13 protein-coding genes are annotated in these 19058 nt (G+C 74.5%); 5 read left to right on the plus strand and 8 right to left on the minus strand.

Features of this window, described 5'->3' with window-relative positions:
* Positions 1-40: 40 nt before the first annotated feature.
* The 3 genes from ABZ914_RS24585 to ABZ914_RS24595 form a co-directional block, all read right to left on the minus strand.
* Positions 41-811, minus strand: coding sequence for a trypsin-like peptidase domain-containing protein (locus ABZ914_RS24585; protein WP_500195983.1), 771 nt, complete (start codon positions 809-811; stop codon positions 41-43).
* A gap of 170 nt (positions 812-981) precedes the next feature.
* Positions 982-2025 (minus strand): SGNH/GDSL hydrolase family protein, encoded by a 1044-nt coding sequence (locus ABZ914_RS24590; RefSeq protein ID WP_500195985.1) that lies wholly within the window; start codon positions 2023-2025, stop codon positions 982-984.
* Positions 2026-2152: 127 nt separating this feature from the next.
* Entirely contained in the window at positions 2153-2665 is a 513-nt protein-coding gene (locus tag ABZ914_RS24595) for a GNAT family N-acetyltransferase (protein WP_500195987.1), read from the minus strand.
* A gap of 231 nt (positions 2666-2896) precedes the next feature.
* Between ABZ914_RS24595 and ABZ914_RS24600 the strand changes: the two genes are divergently transcribed.
* The gene (locus ABZ914_RS24600; RefSeq protein WP_500195989.1) at positions 2897-3379 is read left to right on the plus strand and encodes a GNAT family N-acetyltransferase; all 483 of its coding nucleotides are present in this window, start codon (positions 2897-2899) and stop codon (positions 3377-3379) included.
* A gap of 4 nt (positions 3380-3383) precedes the next feature.
* On the opposite strand, the gene ABZ914_RS24605 is transcribed toward ABZ914_RS24600, so the two are convergent.
* The 3 genes from ABZ914_RS24605 to ABZ914_RS24615 form a co-directional block, all read right to left on the minus strand.
* Complete coding sequence (locus ABZ914_RS24605) at positions 3384-4157, minus strand: alpha/beta fold hydrolase (protein ID WP_500195991.1); 774 nt, start codon at positions 4155-4157, stop codon at positions 3384-3386.
* Positions 4158-4400: 243 nt separating this feature from the next.
* Complete coding sequence (gene uvrB, locus ABZ914_RS24610; RefSeq protein WP_500195992.1) at positions 4401-6518, minus strand: excinuclease ABC subunit UvrB; 2118 nt, start codon at positions 6516-6518, stop codon at positions 4401-4403.
* Positions 6519-6624: 106 nt separating this feature from the next.
* On the minus strand, positions 6625-7776 hold the full coding sequence (locus tag ABZ914_RS24615) for a sensor histidine kinase (protein ID WP_500195994.1): 1152 nt from the start codon (positions 7774-7776) through the stop codon (positions 6625-6627).
* 203 nt (positions 7777-7979) lie between these two features.
* Here ABZ914_RS24615 and ABZ914_RS24620 point away from each other — a divergent pair, with 203 nt between their 5' ends.
* From ABZ914_RS24620 to ABZ914_RS24630, 3 genes are read left to right on the plus strand one after another with little or no spacing between them, the layout of a single operon-like run.
* A complete protein-coding gene (locus ABZ914_RS24620; protein WP_433137981.1) occupies positions 7980-9005 on the plus strand; it encodes a hypothetical protein in 1026 nt (341 codons plus the stop codon).
* Between the two features lie 43 nt (positions 9006-9048).
* The gene (locus ABZ914_RS24625; protein ID WP_500195997.1) at positions 9049-9813 is read left to right on the plus strand and encodes a hypothetical protein; all 765 of its coding nucleotides are present in this window, start codon (positions 9049-9051) and stop codon (positions 9811-9813) included.
* Positions 9814-9843: 30 nt separating this feature from the next.
* Positions 9844-10707, plus strand: coding sequence for an inositol monophosphatase family protein (locus ABZ914_RS24630; RefSeq protein ID WP_500195999.1), 864 nt, complete (start codon positions 9844-9846; stop codon positions 10705-10707).
* Between the two features lie 46 nt (positions 10708-10753).
* Here ABZ914_RS24630 and ABZ914_RS24635 read toward each other — a convergent pair whose 3' ends face one another.
* Positions 10754-11977 (minus strand): ArsB/NhaD family transporter, encoded by a 1224-nt coding sequence (locus tag ABZ914_RS24635; protein ID WP_500196001.1) that lies wholly within the window; start codon positions 11975-11977, stop codon positions 10754-10756.
* Positions 11978-12068: 91 nt separating this feature from the next.
* Between ABZ914_RS24635 and ABZ914_RS24640 the strand changes: the two genes are divergently transcribed.
* Positions 12069-17984: a WD40 domain-containing protein gene (locus ABZ914_RS24640; protein ID WP_500196002.1), complete on the plus strand. Its 5916-nt coding sequence runs from the start codon at positions 12069-12071 to the stop codon at positions 17982-17984.
* A 251-nt stretch (positions 17985-18235) separates the two neighbouring features.
* Here the strand turns inward: ABZ914_RS24640 and coaE are convergent, their stop codons facing one another.
* Complete coding sequence (gene coaE / locus ABZ914_RS24645; RefSeq protein ID WP_500196004.1) at positions 18236-18856, minus strand: dephospho-CoA kinase; 621 nt, start codon at positions 18854-18856, stop codon at positions 18236-18238.
* Between the last annotated feature and the right edge of the window lie 202 nt (positions 18857-19058).

Genomic DNA, 19058 nt, shown 5'->3' on the forward strand with positions numbered 1-19058 from the left:
CGCCCCCCGGCCGGGGGGACGCGCCTGGAGCCGGAGGCCGTCAGCCGACGTGGAAGCCCGCCCCCACGCCGCCGTGCGCGTTCATGTCGTCGAGGATGCTCGTGATGGGCGTGAAGTGCTGGGCGCCCCACGCCGAGCCGGTCAGGGCCGTCCCGTTGACGACGGGGGCCCCGGAGTCGCCGGCCCACGTCCAGATCAGCGTCCAGTACCAGGGGGCGTCGGCGCCGAGCGTGGCGCCGCAGGTGAGGCCGGTGGTGTGCCCCTGCTTGCACATCCGGGTGCCGGACGCGGGGACCTGGCCGACGGAGTCGATCGTCGTCGAGCCGTTGGGGGCGCCGACGGTGGCGGCCGGGGCGACCTTCGCCGGGTCGAGCTTGATGACCGCGTAGTCCAGGCCCCGCGGGCCGCCGGAGGCGTAGTTGTTGGGCTCGCTGACGTAGGTGACCTTGCCGATCGGGCCGATCGCCATGGTCGCGTCGAAGTCGAAGGTGGCCGGGGCGGGCGAGCCGGGCGTTCCGGCGGGGGTGGTGTTGGCGTAGACCGTGTCGCCCACGAGCTTGTTGCCGTCGGCGTCGATGAAGCAGTGCGCGTTGGTCACGCCCACCAGGTTCCCGTCGGCGTCGTGGCCGATCGCGGTCAGTGTGCACAGCTCGAAGCTGTAGCCGCCGCCGGAGACCTGCTTGACCTGCTGGACGATTCCGGAGCCGCCGCCGAGCGGCACCGGCGAGTCGGCGTGCGCGGGGAGCGCGGGCACGGACAGGCCGGCGGCGGCGAGGGCGGCGGCGAGGGTCCTGCGCAGGAGCTTGGGCATCGTGGCTCTCTTCCAGGAGTCGAGCGACCGGACACCGCACAGCTAAACAGACAGTAGTGTCTTTCTGGAAGTCGGAACGGCGCTCCGGCGGACGACACGCCCCTCCAGCAGGCATGCCGGAGGGGCGTCACCGCACGTCAGACCGGGACGTACGTCGCATCGTGGCCGTTTCAGGACAGCGGGCGGCCCGGGCCCTTCTGGATCTGCGCGAGGAACAGCTGCGCGAGCGCGTGCTGCCCGGCGGCCGTCGGATGGAAGCTGCGCGGCTCGGCCTCCAGCGCCGACAGGTTCAGCGCCAGGCCGTTCATGTACGGGACCGCGCTGCCCGCCTCGTGGCCGGCGAACGCGCTGTAGGCGTCGACGAACTCCACGCTCCCCCGGCCGTGCCGCGCCACGACCCGCGCGTCCGCCTCGGCGACCGACTGCCGGACGATCTGCCCGAGGTCGTAGGCGCGGGCGTTCAGCCAGCGCTGGTCCGAGACCGTGATGTTGTCCCCGCCGACCCCCGTGATCTCCGAGAACGCCTTCGGGTACCCCATCACGATCACCCGCGCGGACGGCGCCCGGTCGGTGATCTTCTCCAGCAGGGCGGGCAGGCTCCCGCGGAGCTTCGCCATCCGTGCGGCGATGTCCGCGCCCTGGTCGGTGCAGCTGTGGCTCCACGGCAGGTGCACCACGCAGCCGCCCAGCACCTTGGAGAACCCGACGTCGTTGCCGCCGATGCTGATCGTCACCAGGCTGGTGCCGGCGTCGACGCGGCCGAGCTGCGGGGGCTCGCCGTACCGCCCCTTGAGGACGTCGGCCGTCGTGGCGCCCGAGCACGCCCAGAACGAGGACCCCTTGGCGAACCGGAACGCCGTCGAGACCTCGTGGTAGTACGCCTTGGACGTGCGGCGGCACCGGTTGAGCGGGTTGTTGTCGGCGACCGTCGCCTCGGCCCCGACGCCCGCCGAGTACGAGTCGCCGAGCGCGACGTACGCGCCGCGCGTGGCCGCCTCGACCGGCGTGACCTGGTGCTCCTTCGCGACGACCGGATCGGCGCGGACCGGCGGCTTCGGTCGGTGGCACCCGCTCCCGAACGCCTTGCACCGCGCGGCCGGCATCGCCACCAGCGGAACCACCGCGAGGGCCAGCAGCCCCACCAGGACGAGGACGGCGAGCCCGCGCTCGCCCAGGCGCTCCCGCAGCCGACGCGGCCAGGACCCGGGGGTCAATCGTCCTCCTCGCGCAACCGGGACGCCGGGCGCCCCCGACCGTCCGCCTTTACGTTGTAGATCTTGTAATGGGACGCGGGCGGGGCGTCGCGCGTTCCCGGAGAACCACCATACGTGCGGCCGCGCCTCATCCGGTGCCGGGCGCGGGCAGCGGGAGCCACATCACGACGCGGGGCCCGAGGTCGTGCAGGCCGGCCGCGATCTCCGCGTCCCAGTAGGCGCGGATGCCCGGTCCCCAGCGTTCCTCGGGGAGTTCGGCGAAGCCGTGCCGGGCGTACCAGGGACCGTTCCACGGGACGTCGCGGAACGTCAGGAGGCTCACTCCCGGGGAGCCCCGCCGGGCCGCGCCGTCCACCACCGCGCGCAGCAGCCGGGTGCCGATCCCCCGGCCGGCGAGGTCCGCGTGGACGGAGATCTGCTCCAGATGCGTCGCGCCGTCCACCTCCTCGACGGTCGCGAACCCGACCGGCGGGTCCCCGGCCACGAGGAACTCGGCGCCCTTCGCGATCATCTCCTCGGCGACGGTCGGGCGGGGCGGGAACACGATCCCGAGCGGGCGGAACAGGCGGTCGCCGGAGTCCTCGATGGACGGCAGCCCGGCCAGGTCCCCGGGCCGGGCGGGGCGGACGTCGTACTCCATCCCGCGAGCCTAGGACGCCGCGCGGGCGCACGGCCTCCCCTTTTCCGCCGGAAGCGCGTCGCCCTCGGACACGGGTCGTCTTCGGAGACGCGTCGTCTTCGGAGACGCGTCGCCTTCGGAGACGCGTCGCCCTCGGAAACGGGTCGCCTTCGGAAACGGGTCGCCTTCGGACACGCGTCGCCGCCGGAAACCGGTTGCCGGCGGCTCGGGGCGGATGCGACCGTGTCCGGCATGGCGACGGTGCGGCTGCTGGAGGTCGGGGACTGGGCCCTGTACCGGTCGGTCCGGCTCGCGTCCCTGGCCGAGTCACCTGACGCCTTCTGGTCGTCGCTCGCCCGCGAGGAGGCGTTCGAGCCGAGCGTGTGGCAGGACCGGCTCGCCGCCCGCAACACCTTCCTCGCCGAGAACGGCGACGGCCCGGCCGGCCTGGCCGCCGTCGTTCCCGACGAGGGCGCGGCGGCCGAGCTCGTCGGCATGTGGGTGGCGCCGTCCGCGCGCGGCCAGGGAGTCGGCGACCTCCTGGTCCGCGCCGCCCTGGACTGGACCGCCGAACGGGGCTTCGCCGAGCTGAGGCTCTGGGTCTTCGAGGGGAACCATCGCGCGGAGCGCCTCTACGCCCGGCACGGCTTCGCCAGGACGGGCCCCGCGAAGCCCGGCCGTCCCGGCAAGGACGAGCTTCAGTTCGAGATGGCCCGCGCCGCGCCCGCGCGGTAGCGCCTCACGCCACCGCGTACCGCCGCAGGAACGGCCGGACCACCGGCAGGGTGAGGTCGAGGCGCAGGAACGCGTCCATATGGGAGCAGCCGGGAAGCTCCACCAGCGAGGCATCCGGCACGGCCTCGGCGGTGCGGCGGATCCCCGGCAGCCGGCGGTCGCGGTCCCCGGTGAGCAGCAGCACCGGCACGCCCGCCGCCGCCACGGCGCCGTCGACGCCGGGCCGGCCGGAGGCCCCGATGGTCTGCGCGGCCAGCACCTCCGGGTCGACCGCGAGCATCGCTTCGCGCATCCAGCCGGGCAGGAAGCCCTGCCTCTCCGCCGCCTCGACGAACGGCGCGGCGCCCTTCTCGCGGCAGAGCGCGGCCTCCTGCTCGACCTCCGCCCGGGCGAACCCGACCTCGCCGGCGTGGGCGCCTCCGGCGATCAGGCAGGTGAGCCGTTCCGGGCGGCGGGCCAGCAGGTGGAGTCCGACGATGCCGCCCATCGAGGCGCCCCAGAAGGCCGTCCGGCCGATGCCCTCGGCGTCCAGCACGGCGGCGACGTCGTCCGCCTGCCGCTCGACGCGGTAGGCGTCCGGGTCGTGCGGCGCGTCGCTCTCGCCGTAGCCGATCGCGTCGATGAGGACGAGCCGGTACTCCCCCGCCAGCGCGTCGACGTGGCCGCCGGAGCGCCAGACGCCGCGGTGGCCGAAGGATCCGTGCAGGAGCACCAGGGGCGGGCCGCTTCCCACGGTCTCCCAGGCGATGCGGCGTCCCTCGGGTCCGGTTCTGCGCATGCCCCGATCGTCCGCGCGGCCGCCGATGATCGCCAACCGTTTTCCCGGGCCGCGCGGGCCGCGCCGACCACCTGACTCCGGCCGCGGCCTACCTGACGCCGGACGCGGGCCACCTGACGCCGGCCGCGGGCCACCTGACCTCGGCCGCGGGCCACCTGACCTCGGCCGCGGGCCACCTGACCTCGGCCGCGGGCCACCCGGAGCCGGACCACCGGCCACCGGACGCGGACCGCCGGACGCCGGCTATCGGACGCCGGCCTCCTTCATCTCGCGGAGCTCGCGCTTGAGCTCCTTGATCTCGTCGCGGAGCCGGGCGGCGAGCTCGAACTGCAGGTCGGCGGCCGCCTGGTGCATCTGCTCGGTCATCTGCTCGATGAGGCCCTCCAGCTCCTCGCGGGGCCGGTCGCCGACCAGGTCGGCGGCGTGCCGGCCCACCTCCTTGGTGCGGGACGCGAGGCCGGGGACGGGCGCCTTGCCGCGGCTCTGCTGGCGGCCGGCGCCGCCGATGAGCGTCTCGGTGTCGGCGTCCTCGCGGGCGAGGGAGTCGAGGATGTCGGCGATCCGCTTGCGCAGCGCCGTCGGCTCGATGCCGTGCTCCTCGTTGTAGGCCTGCTGCTTGGCGCGGCGCCGGTTCGTCTCGTCGATCGCGCGCTCCATCGACGGGGTGACGGTGTCGGCGTACATGTGGACCTGGCCGGAGACGTTTCGGGCGGCGCGGCCGATCGTCTGGATGAGGGAGGTCTCCGAGCGCAGGAAGCCCTCCTTGTCGGCGTCCAGGATCGACACCAGCGACACCTCGGGCAGGTCGAGGCCCTCGCGCAGCAGGTTGATGCCGACCAGCACGTCGAACTCGCCGGCGCGCAGCTCGCGCAGCAGCTCGATGCGGCGCAGCGTGTCGACCTCGCTGTGCAGGTAGCGGACCTGGACGCCGAGTTCGAGGAGGTAGTCGGTGAGGTCCTCGGCCATCTTCTTGGTCAGGGTGGTGACGAGGACCCGCTCGTCGCGCTCGGTGCGCAGCCGGATCTCGTGGACGAGGTCGTCGATCTGGCCCTTGGTCGGCTTCACGACGATCTCCGGGTCGATCAGGCCGGTGGGGCGGATGACCTGCTCGACGACGTCGCCCTTGACCCGGTTCATCTCGTAGGGGCCGGGCGTCGCCGACAGGTAGACGGTCTGGCCGATGCGGTCGAGGAACTCCTCCCACTTCAGCGGCCGGTTGTCCATCGCGGACGGGAGCCGGAACCCGTGCTCGACCAGCATCCGCTTGCGGGACGCGTCGCCCTCGTACATCGCGCCGATCTGCGGGACGGTCTGGTGCGACTCGTCGATGACGAGGAGGAAGTCCTCGGGGAAGTAGTCGAGGAGGGTGTTGGGGGCGGTGCCGGGGCCGCGGCCGTCGATGTGCCGGGAGTAGTTCTCGATGCCGGAGCAGGTGCCGACCTGGCGCATCATCTCGATGTCGTAGGTGGTGCGCATGCGCAGCCGCTGCGCCTCCAGCATCTTGCCCTGCCGCTCCATGTCGGCGAGGGTCACCTCGAGCTCGGCCTCGATGTCGCGGATGGCGCGCTCCATGCGCTCCGGGCCGGCGACGTAGTGCGAGGCGGGGAAGACGTACAGCTCCTCGTCCTCGGTGATGACCTCGCCGGTGAGCGGGTGCAGGGTGGCGAGCTTCTCGATCTCGTCGCCGAACATCTCGATCCGGACGGCGAGCTCCTCGTACTGCGGGATGATCTCGATGGTGTCGCCGCGGACCCGGAACGTGCCGCGGGTGAACGCGAGGTCGTTGCGGCTGTACTGCATGCCGACGAGCTGGCGGAGCAGGTCGTCGCGGTCGATCTCCTGGCCGACGCGCAGCCGGACCATCCGGTCGACGTACTCCTGCGGGGTGCCGAGGCCGTAGATGCACGACACCGACGCGACGACGATGGTGTCGCGGCGGGTGAGCAGCGAGTTGGTCGCCGAGTGCCGCAGCCGGTCGACCTCGTCGTTGATCGAGGAGTCCTTCTCGATGTAGGTGTCGGTCTGCGGGATGTACGCCTCGGGCTGGTAGTAGTCGTAGTACGAGACGAAGTACTCGACGGCGTTGCCCGGCATCATCTCGCGCAGCTCGTTGGCGAACTGCGCGGCCAGCGTCTTGTTCGGCTGCATGACCAGGACGGGCCGCTGGAGCTTCTCGACCAGCCACGCGACGGTGGCGGTCTTGCCGGTGCCGGTGGCGCCGAGCAGCACCGAGTCCTTGTCGCCGCGCTCGACGCGCTCGGTCAGCCCGGCGATGGCCTGCGGCTGGTCGCCCGACGGCGTCATCTCGGTGACGACCTCGAACGGCGCCACGCGGCGCCGCAGGTCCGTGATCGGCCGCATGATCGCCTCTCCCCCTGGTCTTTCCTTCGCTTGCCGCCCACTCTATGCAGCAGGTACGACAATCGCGGACCCCTCGATATTTCCGCAGGTCAGACCGGTGAAACGATCAGGAGGCGGGCAGCGGGAGGCGGGCCTTGACGGCGTAGCCGCCGCCGCGCGGCCCGGCCTCGAAGCTGCCGCCGAGGGCGGTGACCCGCTCCCGCAGGCCGACCAGGCCGTGCCCGCCGCTCGGCAGGTCGTGCGCGGGCGGCGCGGTGGGCGGGTCGTTGGCGATCTCCACCTCGATCGCCTCGGGGAGCAGGCCGAGGTCGACGCGGGTGTCGGCGGCGCCGGCGTGCTTGTGCACGTTGGTCAGGGCCTCCTGGACGAGCCGGTAGAGCGTCCGTCCCACCGCGCTGGGCATGGGGCGTTCCGCGCCGCGGACGGACAGGGCGACCCGCAGGCCCGCCGCGCCGGACTGGCCGATCAGCTCCCGCACGTGCTCCAGGGTGACGGCCTCCTGCGGGAGGGCCTCCTCGCCCTGCCGCAGGACGCCGATCACGTGCCGCAGCTCCTCCAGGGCCTGCCGGCCCATGTCGCCGATGACGGCGGCGGTCTCGGCGGCCCGTCCGGGGTCGCGGGCGGCGACGGCCTTGAGGGCGCCGGCGTGGACGACCATGACGCTGATCCGGTTGGCGACCACGTCGTGCATCTCGCGGGCGATGCGGGTGCGCTCCTCGCCCCGCGCGCGCTCCGCGAGGAGGTGCTGCTCGCGTTCCAGGCGTGCCGTGCGTTCCTGGAGGGAGGCCAGGAGCTGCTTGCGCGCGCCCATGTAGAGCCCCAGCAGGACGGGCACACCGGTGAACGTGATGCCGAAGATCGCCTGGGCGAGGAAGCTGTCGTTGCTCGACGTGGGCGGGGGGAAGGCGAGCCCGACGGCGTAGTTCAGGGCCGCGACCCCGAGGACGATCCGGCGGGACGTCGCGTAGGCCGCCAGCGAGTAGAGGATCACCAGGACGACGAACGCGCCGCCGCCGGTGACGGCGCTGAACACCATCGCGAAGACGGCCAGCGCGACCGGGTGCCGGCGCCGCACGACGATGCAGAGGCCGAGGACGACGCTGCACGCCGACGTGACGGTGTGCGGCAGCCAGAAATGCTGGGGGGAGAACCAGAGGAAGAGGCCGTCCAGAACCGCGAAGGACACGGCCAGGGTGACGTCCAGCGCGCGTGAACGCCGCGTCGGCCACGCCGCCGACCACCAGCCCCGCAGGTGCATGCGACGAGCCTATAGGCAGGCCAGGGCACCCGAACCGGCTCCGCCGGGCGGAGCCGGTTCGACCGGTCTTCGCCCAGGTGGCGGCGCCGGCGGGGGTCCCGGTGACGGGGGTGTGGCCCGGCGGTGCCCGCGACGCCCCGCCCGCGGGGCTTTCCCGCCGTCCCCGTGCTGTGGTTACGATGACGGCGCCGACTAGGACGGGGATGTCGCACACCATGACCCGCTTCGCCAACTGGCTCGGGAAGAACGCCGACGCCTTCATCGCGCTGGTGCTGGCGATCACCGTCGCGGTGCTCGGGCTCGGGGTGAACCTGCCGCACGAGGCGGAGATCACCAACAGCGCCATCCTGGCGGTGATCGCGCTGCTGGCCACCTCGGTGCTGCGCGACCGGGGCCGCCGCATCCCGGTGGAGGCCGAGGTCCGCGACACGCTGCGCGCGTCCGCGTCCACGCTCGACGAGCTGAGCGGCCGGCTGGCGCACATCGAGGAGTTCGAGAGCGTGCTGGCGGGCACCAAGCGGGCGCTGGACGAGACGGCGGTCGTGCGGGTGATCGGCGGCGGGCAGGTCGCGCAGGTGCTGGAGGAGGCGCGCCGCGACACCGACCGGTGGTTCTTCAAGGGCGGCACCGGGACCTACATCCGCGCCAAGACGCTGCCCGAGTGCGTGGCGGCCGCCCGCAGGGACCGGCGCACGCTGCTGTTCCGGCTGGAGATCCTCGACCCCACGAACGTGGAGGTCTGCGAGGCGTACGCGCGGCACCGGCGCTCGGTGTCGGACTCGCCGGACGCGACGGGCGAGAAGTGGACGCTGGAGCGCACCCGCAAGGAGGCGTACGCGACGCTCCTGGCGGCGTGCTGGCACAAGCAGCGCTTCGGGATGCTCGACATCGACATCGGCTTGGCGCGGACGATGACGACGCTGCGCTACGACCTGGCGTCGTCGCGGCTGGTGGTGACCCGCGACGACCCGCGCGGCGAGGCGCTGGTGGTCGACAACGACAAGTTCTACTACAGCTGGGTGAGCGCCGAGCTGCAGACGAGCCTGGATCAGGCGCGCCGGGTGCCGGTGGAGCAGGCGCGGCTGGCGCCGCTGGACGACGAGCCGACCGTCGAGGAGGTCCGCAAGCTCTTCGAGGTGATCGGGATCGAGCTGGCGCACTCCTACACCGACCGGGACGTCATCGAGATCATCCGGAAGGCGCTGCGCGCGAAGGACCCGTACGAATGACCGGGCCGCGCCCCCGGCCGCGGGGAGGACGTGGCGGGCCGGGATGAGGTACGAGGAGATCCGAGGGGAGATCCGCGCCGGCCGGGCCGCGCGGACGCTGCCGGCGTGGGCGGAGCGGGTCCTGGAGGACGTCGTCGCGGGCCGCTCGCCGGTCGCGGCGGTGCGCCACCCCCTGGGCTTCCTGTGCCTGCCGGTGGAGCGCAGCGGCGATCTCGGCGTGTGCCTGCACATCTGGACGCCGGAGGTGCGGCCCGCCCCGTCGACGACGTCGCCGGTGCACTGCCACAGCTGGGACCTGCTCAGCTTCGTCCTGTACGGGACGGTGCGGAACGTCCGGATGGACGTCCTCGAAGAGCCGGGCGCGGCTCCGGGCGGCGCCGCGGCGGCGGAGAGCGCCGGGCAGGTGTTCGAGGTGGTGAGCAGCGGCGACGTGGACGAACTGCGGGCGACGGGCCGCGCCGTCCGCTACCGTCCGGGCCCTTCGACGACGCATCGCACCGGGGAGTCGTACACGCTGCCCGCGGGGGTGTTCCACAGCACGCTGATCGAGGACGGCCTGGACGCGGCGACGGTGGCGCTGGGGCGGCAGACGCCCGGCGGCGGGGACCTGTCGCTCGGTCCGCTGGACGTCCCGACGCACCGGGTGCGGCGCTCCCGGTCCGATTCCGGCGACACGGTGCGGGCGCTGCGGCGCTCGGCGCACCGGATCGCGACCGCGCATCCCGGTCCCGCCGGGGTCGCGTCCCTGCCCGACGAACCGCCGTCCTCCGGCCCGTACGGGCGCCGGCACCGCTCGGCCCGCCGGTAGGCGGGCCCGTCAACGACTGGAGAGGCCCCGATGAGAACCGGCACCCCGTCACCGGCCCTCCCGGTCGATCTCTCGGAGGCCCGCCGGGTGGCGGTCGAGGCGGCGGAGGCGGCGGGGACGCTGCTGCGGTCGCGGGTGGACGGGCCGGTGGAGGCCCGTCCGAAGGGCACGGCCGGGGACGTGGTGACGGAGCTGGACACGGCCGCCGAGTCGCTGATCCTGGAGCGGCTGCGCGCGTCATATCCGGGGCACCGCATCATCGCGGAGGAGTCCGGGATCCTGGACGGCGCGCCGGGCGAGGAGATGGTGTGGCTCGTCGATCCGCTGGACGGCACCAACAACGTCGCCATCGGGATGCCGGTGTACGCGGTCGGCCTGGCGCTGTGTGCGCGCGCGGAGCCGGTGCTGGGCGTCGTCCACGACCCGGTGACGGGTCGCACCTGGTCCGCGCTGAACGGCGGGGGCGCGCAGGGCCCTGACGGGGCGCCGCTCACGCTGCCGGAGCGCCCGCGTCCGGGGCGGGAGCGCAACCCGGTGCTGGCGTGGACGCAGGGCCACCAGGTGGGACCGGGCGACACCGAGGCGTTCGGGCTGCGCTCGCGGGTGGAGGCCGGGTGCGCGCGGATGCTGCAGCTGTGGGCGCCGCTGGTGGGGTGGGCGATGCTGGCGCGCGGCGACATCGACGGGTTCGTCGGCTACCTGCCGGAGATCGTGGACCTTCCGGCGGGGGCGCTGCTGGCGGCGGAGGCGGGCGCGGAGCTGCGCCGCCTGGACGGGGCGCCGTACGAGCTGGGCATCGACCGGCCGCCGTCGGAGCTGAGCTTCGTCGCGGCGCGCCCGGAGCTGCTCGACCGCCTGCTGGAGACGGCCGCCTGGAGCGTCCCCTCCCCCTGAGCCGCCCCTCCCCCTGAGCCGCCCCTCTGAGCCTCCCTGGGGCGCGTCAGCGGGTGAGCAGCAGCGTCCCGACGGCGGCGGCGCAGCCCAGGACCGCAAGGGCCGCCCCGGTCAGGACGAACTTGCGCATCGGGACCCGGACGTCCCAGCGGCGGCACCACTCGAACCACAGGAGCGTGGCGAGCGACCCCCACGGGGTGATGACGGGCCCCACGTTCGTGCCGGCGAGCAGCGAGAGCAGCTGATCCTTGTTGGTCGCGGGCACGGCGGACTCGCCCGCGACGTAGGCGGGCAGGTTGTTCAGGACGTTCGACAGGCCCGCCCCCGAGAAGGCGGCGCGGAACGCTCCCGAGGCGCCGTCGTCGGTGCCGACGAGCGCGCGCATCGCGTCGTCGAGGCCGTAGCGCTCCAGCGTGGGGACGACCAGGAACAGCCCGGTGACGAACACCATCAGCTGCCACGGGATCAGCGCCGGGCGCAGCGCCGAGCGGTCCCGTACGGCGAACGCCGCGACGGCCACTGCGGCGGCCACCGTGGTCGCTATGCCGAGCTGGATCCCGGTGTGGACGCCCGCAAGGATCGCGCCGATGAACAGCAGGCACGCGACGCCGGTCGCGGAGAACAGCACCCGGTCGCGCACGGGGACGGGTTCCGGCGGGTCGTAGGCGTCCTCTCCGCGCATGCGGCGCCGCCAGTAGAACACCCACAGCAGCGCCATGGTGACGGCCAGGACCGCCGCCTGCGGCAGCCACATCCGCGCGGCGAACGCGGGGGTCTCCAGGGCCACGCGGTCGGAGGCGAGCAGGTTCGTCAGGTTGGAGACCGGCAGCAGCAGGCTGGCGGTGTTGGCGAGCCACACGGTCGTCATGGCGAGGGGCAGAGCCGCGATCCGCGCGCGCGCCGCGAGCGCCAGCATGACGGGCGTGAGCAGTACCGCCGTCGTGTCGAGGTTGAGGAAGATGGTGTTGATCGACGCGAACGCCACGCACAGCAGGAACAGGGCGGCGTAGCGGCCGCGCCCGGCGCGCGCCACCCGCTGGGCGATGGCGTCGAAGACGCCGGCCTCCTTGGTCAGCTCCGCGAGCACGATGATCGCGAACAGGAACAGCAGCAGCGGCGCGATGCGCCCGACGCTGGAGCGCGCGGTCTCGGCGGGCAGCGCACCGGTCGCGACGAAGACGAGGCCGAGCGCGAGGACGCCGATGCGGATCCAGTCGAGGACGCCCAGCGAGCGGGCCGCGCGGCGGACGGTCTCGATCGGGGGCGACACGCGCGCCATGATCCCATAACCCGGCCGGTGCGCCGGCGGCTCACCGGGCCGATGCGCTCGAGATCGCCTTCCCAGGCGCGATACTGGCGGCATGACTCCCCCCGGCGGCCGTCCACGGCAGGAGCGTCCCACCGACTTCTTCATCAGCTACTCCCCCGCGGACGAGCGGTGGGCGTCCTGGATCGCCTGGCAGCTGGAGGCGGCCGGGCACCGGACGATGATGCAGGCGTGGGACTTCGTGCCCGGCACGAACTTCATCGACTTCATGGACCGGGGGCTGTCGGAGGCCAAGGCCGTGGTGGCGGTCCTGTCGCGCAACTACCTGCGCTCGCGGTACGGCCGGCTGGAGTGGATGGCGGCGCTGCGGGCCGACCCGGACGACCCGGCCCGCAAGCTCGTCACCGTCCGGATCGAGGACTGCCCCATCGACGGGCTGCTGTCGACGATCACCTACGTGGACCTGGTCGGCGTCGAGGACCCCGACGAGGCGCGCGGGCTGCTGATGCGGCGCATCCAGGAGGCGCTGATCGGCCACGCGCGCCCCTCGGACGGCCCGGGCTTCCCGGGGGGCGGGCGGGGGGCCGCGGGCGGCCCTGCGGCGATCGTGGGCGGCCGGGAGGGCGAGGGGTCCGCCGGGGACGGGCGCGCCGGGCCGGGACGCCAGGAGCCGGGCGGCGAGCGCCCGGCGCGCCGCGCGCCGGTGGCGGCGCCGGCGTTCCCCTCCGCGCGCGGCGGCGAGGAGCGCCGCGAGCGGCTGAGCGTGCTGCACGTGTCGGGCCCGCGGTTCGGCCGGACCCTCGCCGAGCCGGGCGAGCCGACGACGGCGGCGGAGCTGCAGGACCGCATCTGGAGCGACGTGACCCGGCTCGCCGACGCCGGCGTCCCCCGCCCGGACCTGCTGGTCGTCACCGGCAACCTCACCCACTCCGGCAGCCGCAAGGAGTTCGCCGAGGCGCTGTCGTTCCTGACGAGCCTGCGCGCCCTGCTCGGCCTGGAGGCGCAGCGCGTCGCGGTGGTGCCGGGCACGCACGACGTGACCCGCGCGGCCTGCCAGGCGTACTTCTCCAGCTGCGAGGCCGACGACATCGAGCCGCAGCCGCCCTACTGGCCGAAGTGGCGGCACTTCGCGAACCTGTTCAAGGAGTTCTACCAGGGCCTCGACGCGCTGATCTTCGACAGCGCGCAGCCCTGGACGCTGTTCCCCGTCCCCGACCTGAAGGTCGTCGTGGCGGGGCTCAACTCGACGCTCCCGCAGTCGCACCGCGAGGAGGACCGGTACGGGCGGGTCGGGCAGGCGCAGGCCGCCTGGTTCAACGAGCGGCTCCGCCACTTCGAGGACGAGGGATGGCTGCGGCTCGGCGCGGTGGAGCACACGCCCATCGCCGGGGAGCCCGGGGCGCTGCGCGACCCCGAGACGGTGGAGACGCTGCTGAGCGGCCACGTCAACCTGTTCTTCCAGGGCACCGAGTCCGATTTCGGCGCCGTGCCGCTGCTCGGCTCCGGCGTCCCGTCCGTCCCGGCGCTCGGCCCCGGGCGGCACCAGACCGTCGTGCTGCGCCCGGACGGCCTGGAGCGGTGGATCCCCGAGGACGCCGCCAGGCGCGGCCCCGAGCGCCTCGCCGTCGCCTGGTCGAAGACCGCGGGAACGTTCCCGCCCCGGGCGGCGGCGGCACCGGCGGGACCGGCCGGCCCCCTCCCCGGGCTCGGCGCCGGCGAGGTCCCGGACCGTCCCGCCGACCCGGCGCCCGACCCCACGGCCCGGCTGCTGGACCGGCTCACCGAGGCGTGCGAGACCCGGTTCGAGCGCGCGACGATCCGCCGCGTCGTCCCGCCGCCCCGCGAGGACGGCCGCGCCGACCCGCCGCACCTGCTGCTCACCCACCTGGAGGACGGGTTCGTCCGGCAGTACCGGATCGGCGCGCACGTCGGGCAGGTGACCGCGGAGGACGTGGACGCGTTCGTCCGGCACGTGCACGCCGACGGCGCCGACCACGGGTCGGAGCTGGTCTACCTCGGTCCGGTGCCGCCGCGGTCGCTGCGCGAGGACGCGCTGCGCCGCGGCATCCGGGTCCGCAGCCTCACCGAGTTCCAGGGGCTGCTCGACCTTTCGGAGTACGTGTCGGCGCAGACGGCGCGGCTGTCGGCGGGCGGGCTGTACCCGCCGTCGCTGTACGTCCCGCAGCGGTACCGGGAGCTGGACCGGTTCCGCCCGGACGCGCCGTCCGCCGAGACCTCCGGCGCGCCCGCCGCCGAGACCTCCGGCGGGGCGTCCGGCGGGGCGGGCGTCGGCGTCGAGGAGGACGTCGTCGGGGAGATGCTGCGGCTGCTGGCCGCCGACCACGGCCGGTTCCTGCTGCTGCTGGGCGACTTCGGCCGCGGTAAGACGTTCGCGCTGCGCGAGCTGGCCCGCCGCATCCCCGAGGAGCTGCCGCACGTCGTCCCGATCCTCATCGAGCTGCGCGCGCTCGACAAGGCGCACTCGGTGGACGGTCTCGTCGCCGCGCACCTGGCCAACCACGGCGAGGAGCTGATCGACCTCAAGGCGTTCCACTACATGCTGCGGCAGGGCCGCATCGTGCTGCTGTTCGACGGGTTCGACGAGCTGGTCACCCGGGTGACCTACGACCAGGCCGCCGACCACCTCGACACCCTGCTCCAGGCCGCGCAGGACAAGGCGAAGATCGTCGTGGCGAGCCGCACCCAGCACTTCAAGTCGCAGGCGCAGGTGCTCACCGCCCTCGGCGAGAAGGTCGGGGTGCTGCCGCACCGGCGCGTCCTCGGGCTGGAGGAGTTCACGCCCCGGCAGGTCCGCTCTTACCTGGTCAACCGGTACGGCGACGAGGAGGCCGCCGACGCCCGCCTCGGCCTGCTGTCGGGCATCGAGGAACTGCTCGCGCTGACCTCCAACCCCCGCATGCTCAGCTTCATCGCCGACCTCCCCGAGGACCGGCTCCGCGCCGTCGCGCAGGCCCGCACCACGGTCAGCCCCGCCGACCTCTACCAGGAGATCCTGTCGTCGTGGCTGGCGTACGAGGCCGAGCGGGTCCGCGGCAGCGGCGGGCCGTCCGGGCTCGCCGTCGACGACATGTGGGAGGCGGTCGGCACGCTCGCGCTGCGGCTGTGGGAGGGCAACGAGCAGTTCCTGCGCCTCGCCGAGCTCGCCGACGTCGCCGACACCCTCACCGGCCTCGCCGAGGGACGCCTGTCGCCGCACCAGGTGACGCACGCGGTCGGCGCCGGCAGCCTGCTCGTCCGCACCGACGAGGGCCTGTTCGGGTTCATCCACGGCTCGGTGGTGGAGTGGCTCGTCGCCCGGCACATCGCCGACGCGTTCGCCCGCGGCGCCGTCCCCGCCGCCCTGAGTCGCCGCGCGCTGTCCCAGCTCACCGTGGACTTCCTCTGCGACCTCGCCGACACCCGCGCCTGCCAGGACTGGGCCGCCGGCGTCCTCGCCGACCCCGGCGCCGACGACACCGCCCGCGCCAACGCCATCCGCGTCACCACCCGGCTCCGCACCCCCGCCCGCACCGACCTGCGCGGCGCCCGCCTGCAGGGCGAGGACCTGTCCTACCGCGACCTGCACGAGGTCGACCTGACCGGCGCCGACCTCACCGACGCGCAGCTCGTCGGCGCGAACCTGTCGCGCGCGGTGCTGCGGGACGCCTCGCTCGCCGGGGCGCGGCTCGACGAGGCGAAGCTGACCGGCGCGGACCTGCGCGGCGCCGACCTGTCCCGGGCCCGCCTCGCCCGCGCCGACCTGCGCGACGCCGCCATCGAGGGCAGCCGCTGGACGCGCGCCGCGCTCGTCGACGCCGACCTGCCCGACCGGATCGCGACCGCGCCGGAGCTGCGCGAGGCCGCCATCGCGCCCGGCCGCCCCATCGACATCCAGGTCGCGCCCGCCGCCGTCGGCGTCCCCTACGGCTTCCACTTCCAGACCAGCCGGCTGCCGCAGCCGCTCGCCTACAGCCCCGGCGGGTCCGTCCTCGCCGTCGGCAGCGAGGACGGCGGCGTGCTCGTCTGCGACGCCGTCACCGGCACCCCGCTGCGCACCCTCCAGGGCCACCGCGACCGCGCCTACGCGGTGGCGTTCGACCGCGACGGCGACCTCCTCGCCAGCGGCTCCGCGGACGGCACCGTCCGCATCTGGGACCTGGCGAGCGGACGGTGCCGGCACACCCTCACCGTCCACCCCGAAGGCGTGTGGCCCGTCGTCGTCGGCGGGCACGCGCCCGCCGGCGGGAGCCTGGTGGCGGCGGGCGCCGCCGACGGCACGATCCGGATCTGGGACGCCGCCACCGGCGAGCACCTCCACGACCTGTCCGGGCACACCGCGCCCGTCTACACCGCCGTGTTCGACCCCGCCGGCTCCCTCATGGTCACCGGCGACGCGGGCGGCACCCTGCGGGTCTGGGACCTCGCCACCGGCGCGCTGCGGCGCGAGCTGACCGGCCACCGCGGCGCGGTGTTCCGCGCCGTGTTCCACCCCGGCGGCTCGATGCTGGCGGCCGGCGACGAGGCCGGCGTCGTCCGGCTCTGGGACATCCGCACCGGCGAGATCCGGCAGGAGCTGCTCGGCCACACCGGCCGCGTCTACGCCATCGCGTTCCACCCCGGCGGCGACCTGCTGGTCACCGGCGACACCGACGGGTCCGTCCGGCTCTGGGAGGACGGCCGGCCCCGCGCCGCCCTCGCCGGCCACGGCGGCGGCATCTACCAGGCCGCCTTCAGCCCCGACGGCGGCCGCCTCGCCACCGCCGACAGCGCCGGGTCCGTCCGGCTGTGGGACCCCGCAACGGGCCGGCAGCGCCTGGAGCTCGCCGGGCACCGCGGCGCCGTCTGGCCGTTCGCGTTCCGCCCCGACGGCCACCAGCTCGCCACCAGCAGCAACGACGGCACCGCCCGGCTGTGGGACGCCGAGACCGGCCAGTGCCGGACGGTGCTGCGCGGCCACGGCCGCCGCGTCACCGGCGTCGCGTTCAGCCCGGACGGCGGGCTGCTGGCCTCCAGCGGCAACGACGGCCTCGTCCGGCTGTGGGAGCCGCGCACCGGCCGGATGGTCCGGGAGCTGCGCGGCGCCGCCGACAACCTCACCTCCGCCGCGTTCAACGGCCGCGACTCCCAGCTCGCGACCGCCACCAACGACGGCGGCGTCCACCTGTGGCAGGCCGGCACCGGCACGTTCGAACGGGAGCTGAACGTCGAGACCGACCACGTGTGGGCGCAGGCGTTCGCGCCCGACGGCGACGTCCTCGCCACCGCCAACGACGACGACAGCGTCCGGCTCTGGTACTGGACGAGCGGCCGCGAGATCGTCAACCTCGCCGACCACCGCGGCCGGGTCCGCTCCATCTGCTTCCACCCCGGCGGCGGCGCCGTCGCGACCGGCTGCGACGACGGCGTGGTCCGGCTGTGGGAGCCGCGCACCGGCGAGCTCCTCCGGATGCTGCGCGGCCACGCCGACCGCGTCTACCAGGTCGCGTTCGCGCCGTCCGGCGACGTCCTCGCCAGCGCCAGCAACGACGGCACCGTCCGGCTGTGGGACCCGTCGTCCGGCGAGGCGCTGCACGAGCTGCGCGGCCACGTCGGCCGCCTGTGGACGACCGCGTTCCACCCGTCCGGGGAGATGCTCGCCAGCGCCGGCGACGACCTCGTCGTCCGGCTCTGGGACCCCGCGACCGGCCGGCCGCTGCACACCCTCACCGGCCACACCCGGCGCGTCTGGTCGGCGGCGTTCAGCCCCGACGGGACGCAGCTCGCCACCGCCGGCGACGACGGCGCCGTCATCCTGTGGGACGTCTCCGACCGCGCCGCCCCGGTCCGCCGCGCGACCCTCCTCGGCCTCGCCGAGGGCTGGGCCGCGCTCGCGCCCGACGGCCGCTACAAGTGGGAGGGCAACGCCACCGCCGAGTTCTGGTACGCCGTCGGCATGTGCCGCTTCGAACCCGGCGAGCTCGACGACTACCTCCGCGAGGTCCGCCAACTCCCCATGGACGCTGCCTTTTAGCAACCCCGGCCCAGGGGCCTCGCCTGGCGGCTCGGCCCCTGACCGTGCTTGTGCGAGCGCGACCTCGCTTCGCGAGCTTCCCGGTGGGGGCTCGCCTTCGGCATCGCCCCCACCGGTCAGATAACGCGCTCGCGTGACGGCTCAGGTCCGCTCGCGCCACAGCTCGGGCCTGCTCGCGTTACGGCTCGGGCCTGCTCGCGTTACGGCTCGGTTCCGCTCGCGCCACGGCTCGGGGCCGCTCGCGTGACGGGTCAGGTCTGCTCGCGGGCGGTCTTGTCGGCGGCCTGGCGGGTGAGGGTCTCCCAGAGGGCGTCGACCTGGGACTTCAGGTCGTCCAGGGTGCCGGAATTGTCGATCACGTGGGTGGCGACGGCGCGGCGCTGCTCCCGGGTGGCCTGGTTCGCCATGCGGGCGCGGGCGTCCTCCTCGGTCATGCCGCGGCGGGACGTCAGCCGGTCCAGCTGGGTCTCCTCGGGCGCGTCCACGACCACCACCGCGTCGTACATGCCGGCGAGGCCGTTCTCCGCCAGCAGCGGGACGTCGTAGACGACGATCGCGTCGGCGGGCGCGGCGTCCATGAGCTCCTGCATCCGCTCCCCGACCAGGGGGTGGACGATGGCGTTCAGCGCGGCGAGCCGGTCCGCGTCGGCGAACACGATCCTGCCGACGCGCTCCCGGTCGAGGGCGCCGGACGGCAGCAGCACCTCCTCGCCGAACTCGGCGGCGACCGCGGCGAGACCCGGCGTGCCCGGCTCGACCACCTCGCGGGCGATCTTGTCGGCGTCGATGACCACCGCGCCGCGCTCGTCCAGCCGCGCGGACACCTCGCTCTTACCCGACCCGATTCCGCCGGTGAGTCCCACTTTCAGCACGCGCCCACCCTAGCGCCGGCGGGACCGGCCGCGGATCAGGGGGTTTCGGCGGGGACGAGGGTCTTGCGCATGTGCACGAGCGTCAGGTGCGCGGCGACCCGCTCGCGGTGGGGGGGGGGGTTTCCGAGCCGCCCGGACAGGGGCGGGGTGCCCGCGCGGAGGGGCCCGCGGTACAGCACGCACGCGGCGGCGCGGCCCCCGC

The organism is Spirillospora sp. NPDC046719, from assembly GCF_040645715.1.
GTDB lineage: Bacteria > Actinomycetota > Actinomycetes > Streptosporangiales > Streptosporangiaceae > Spirillospora.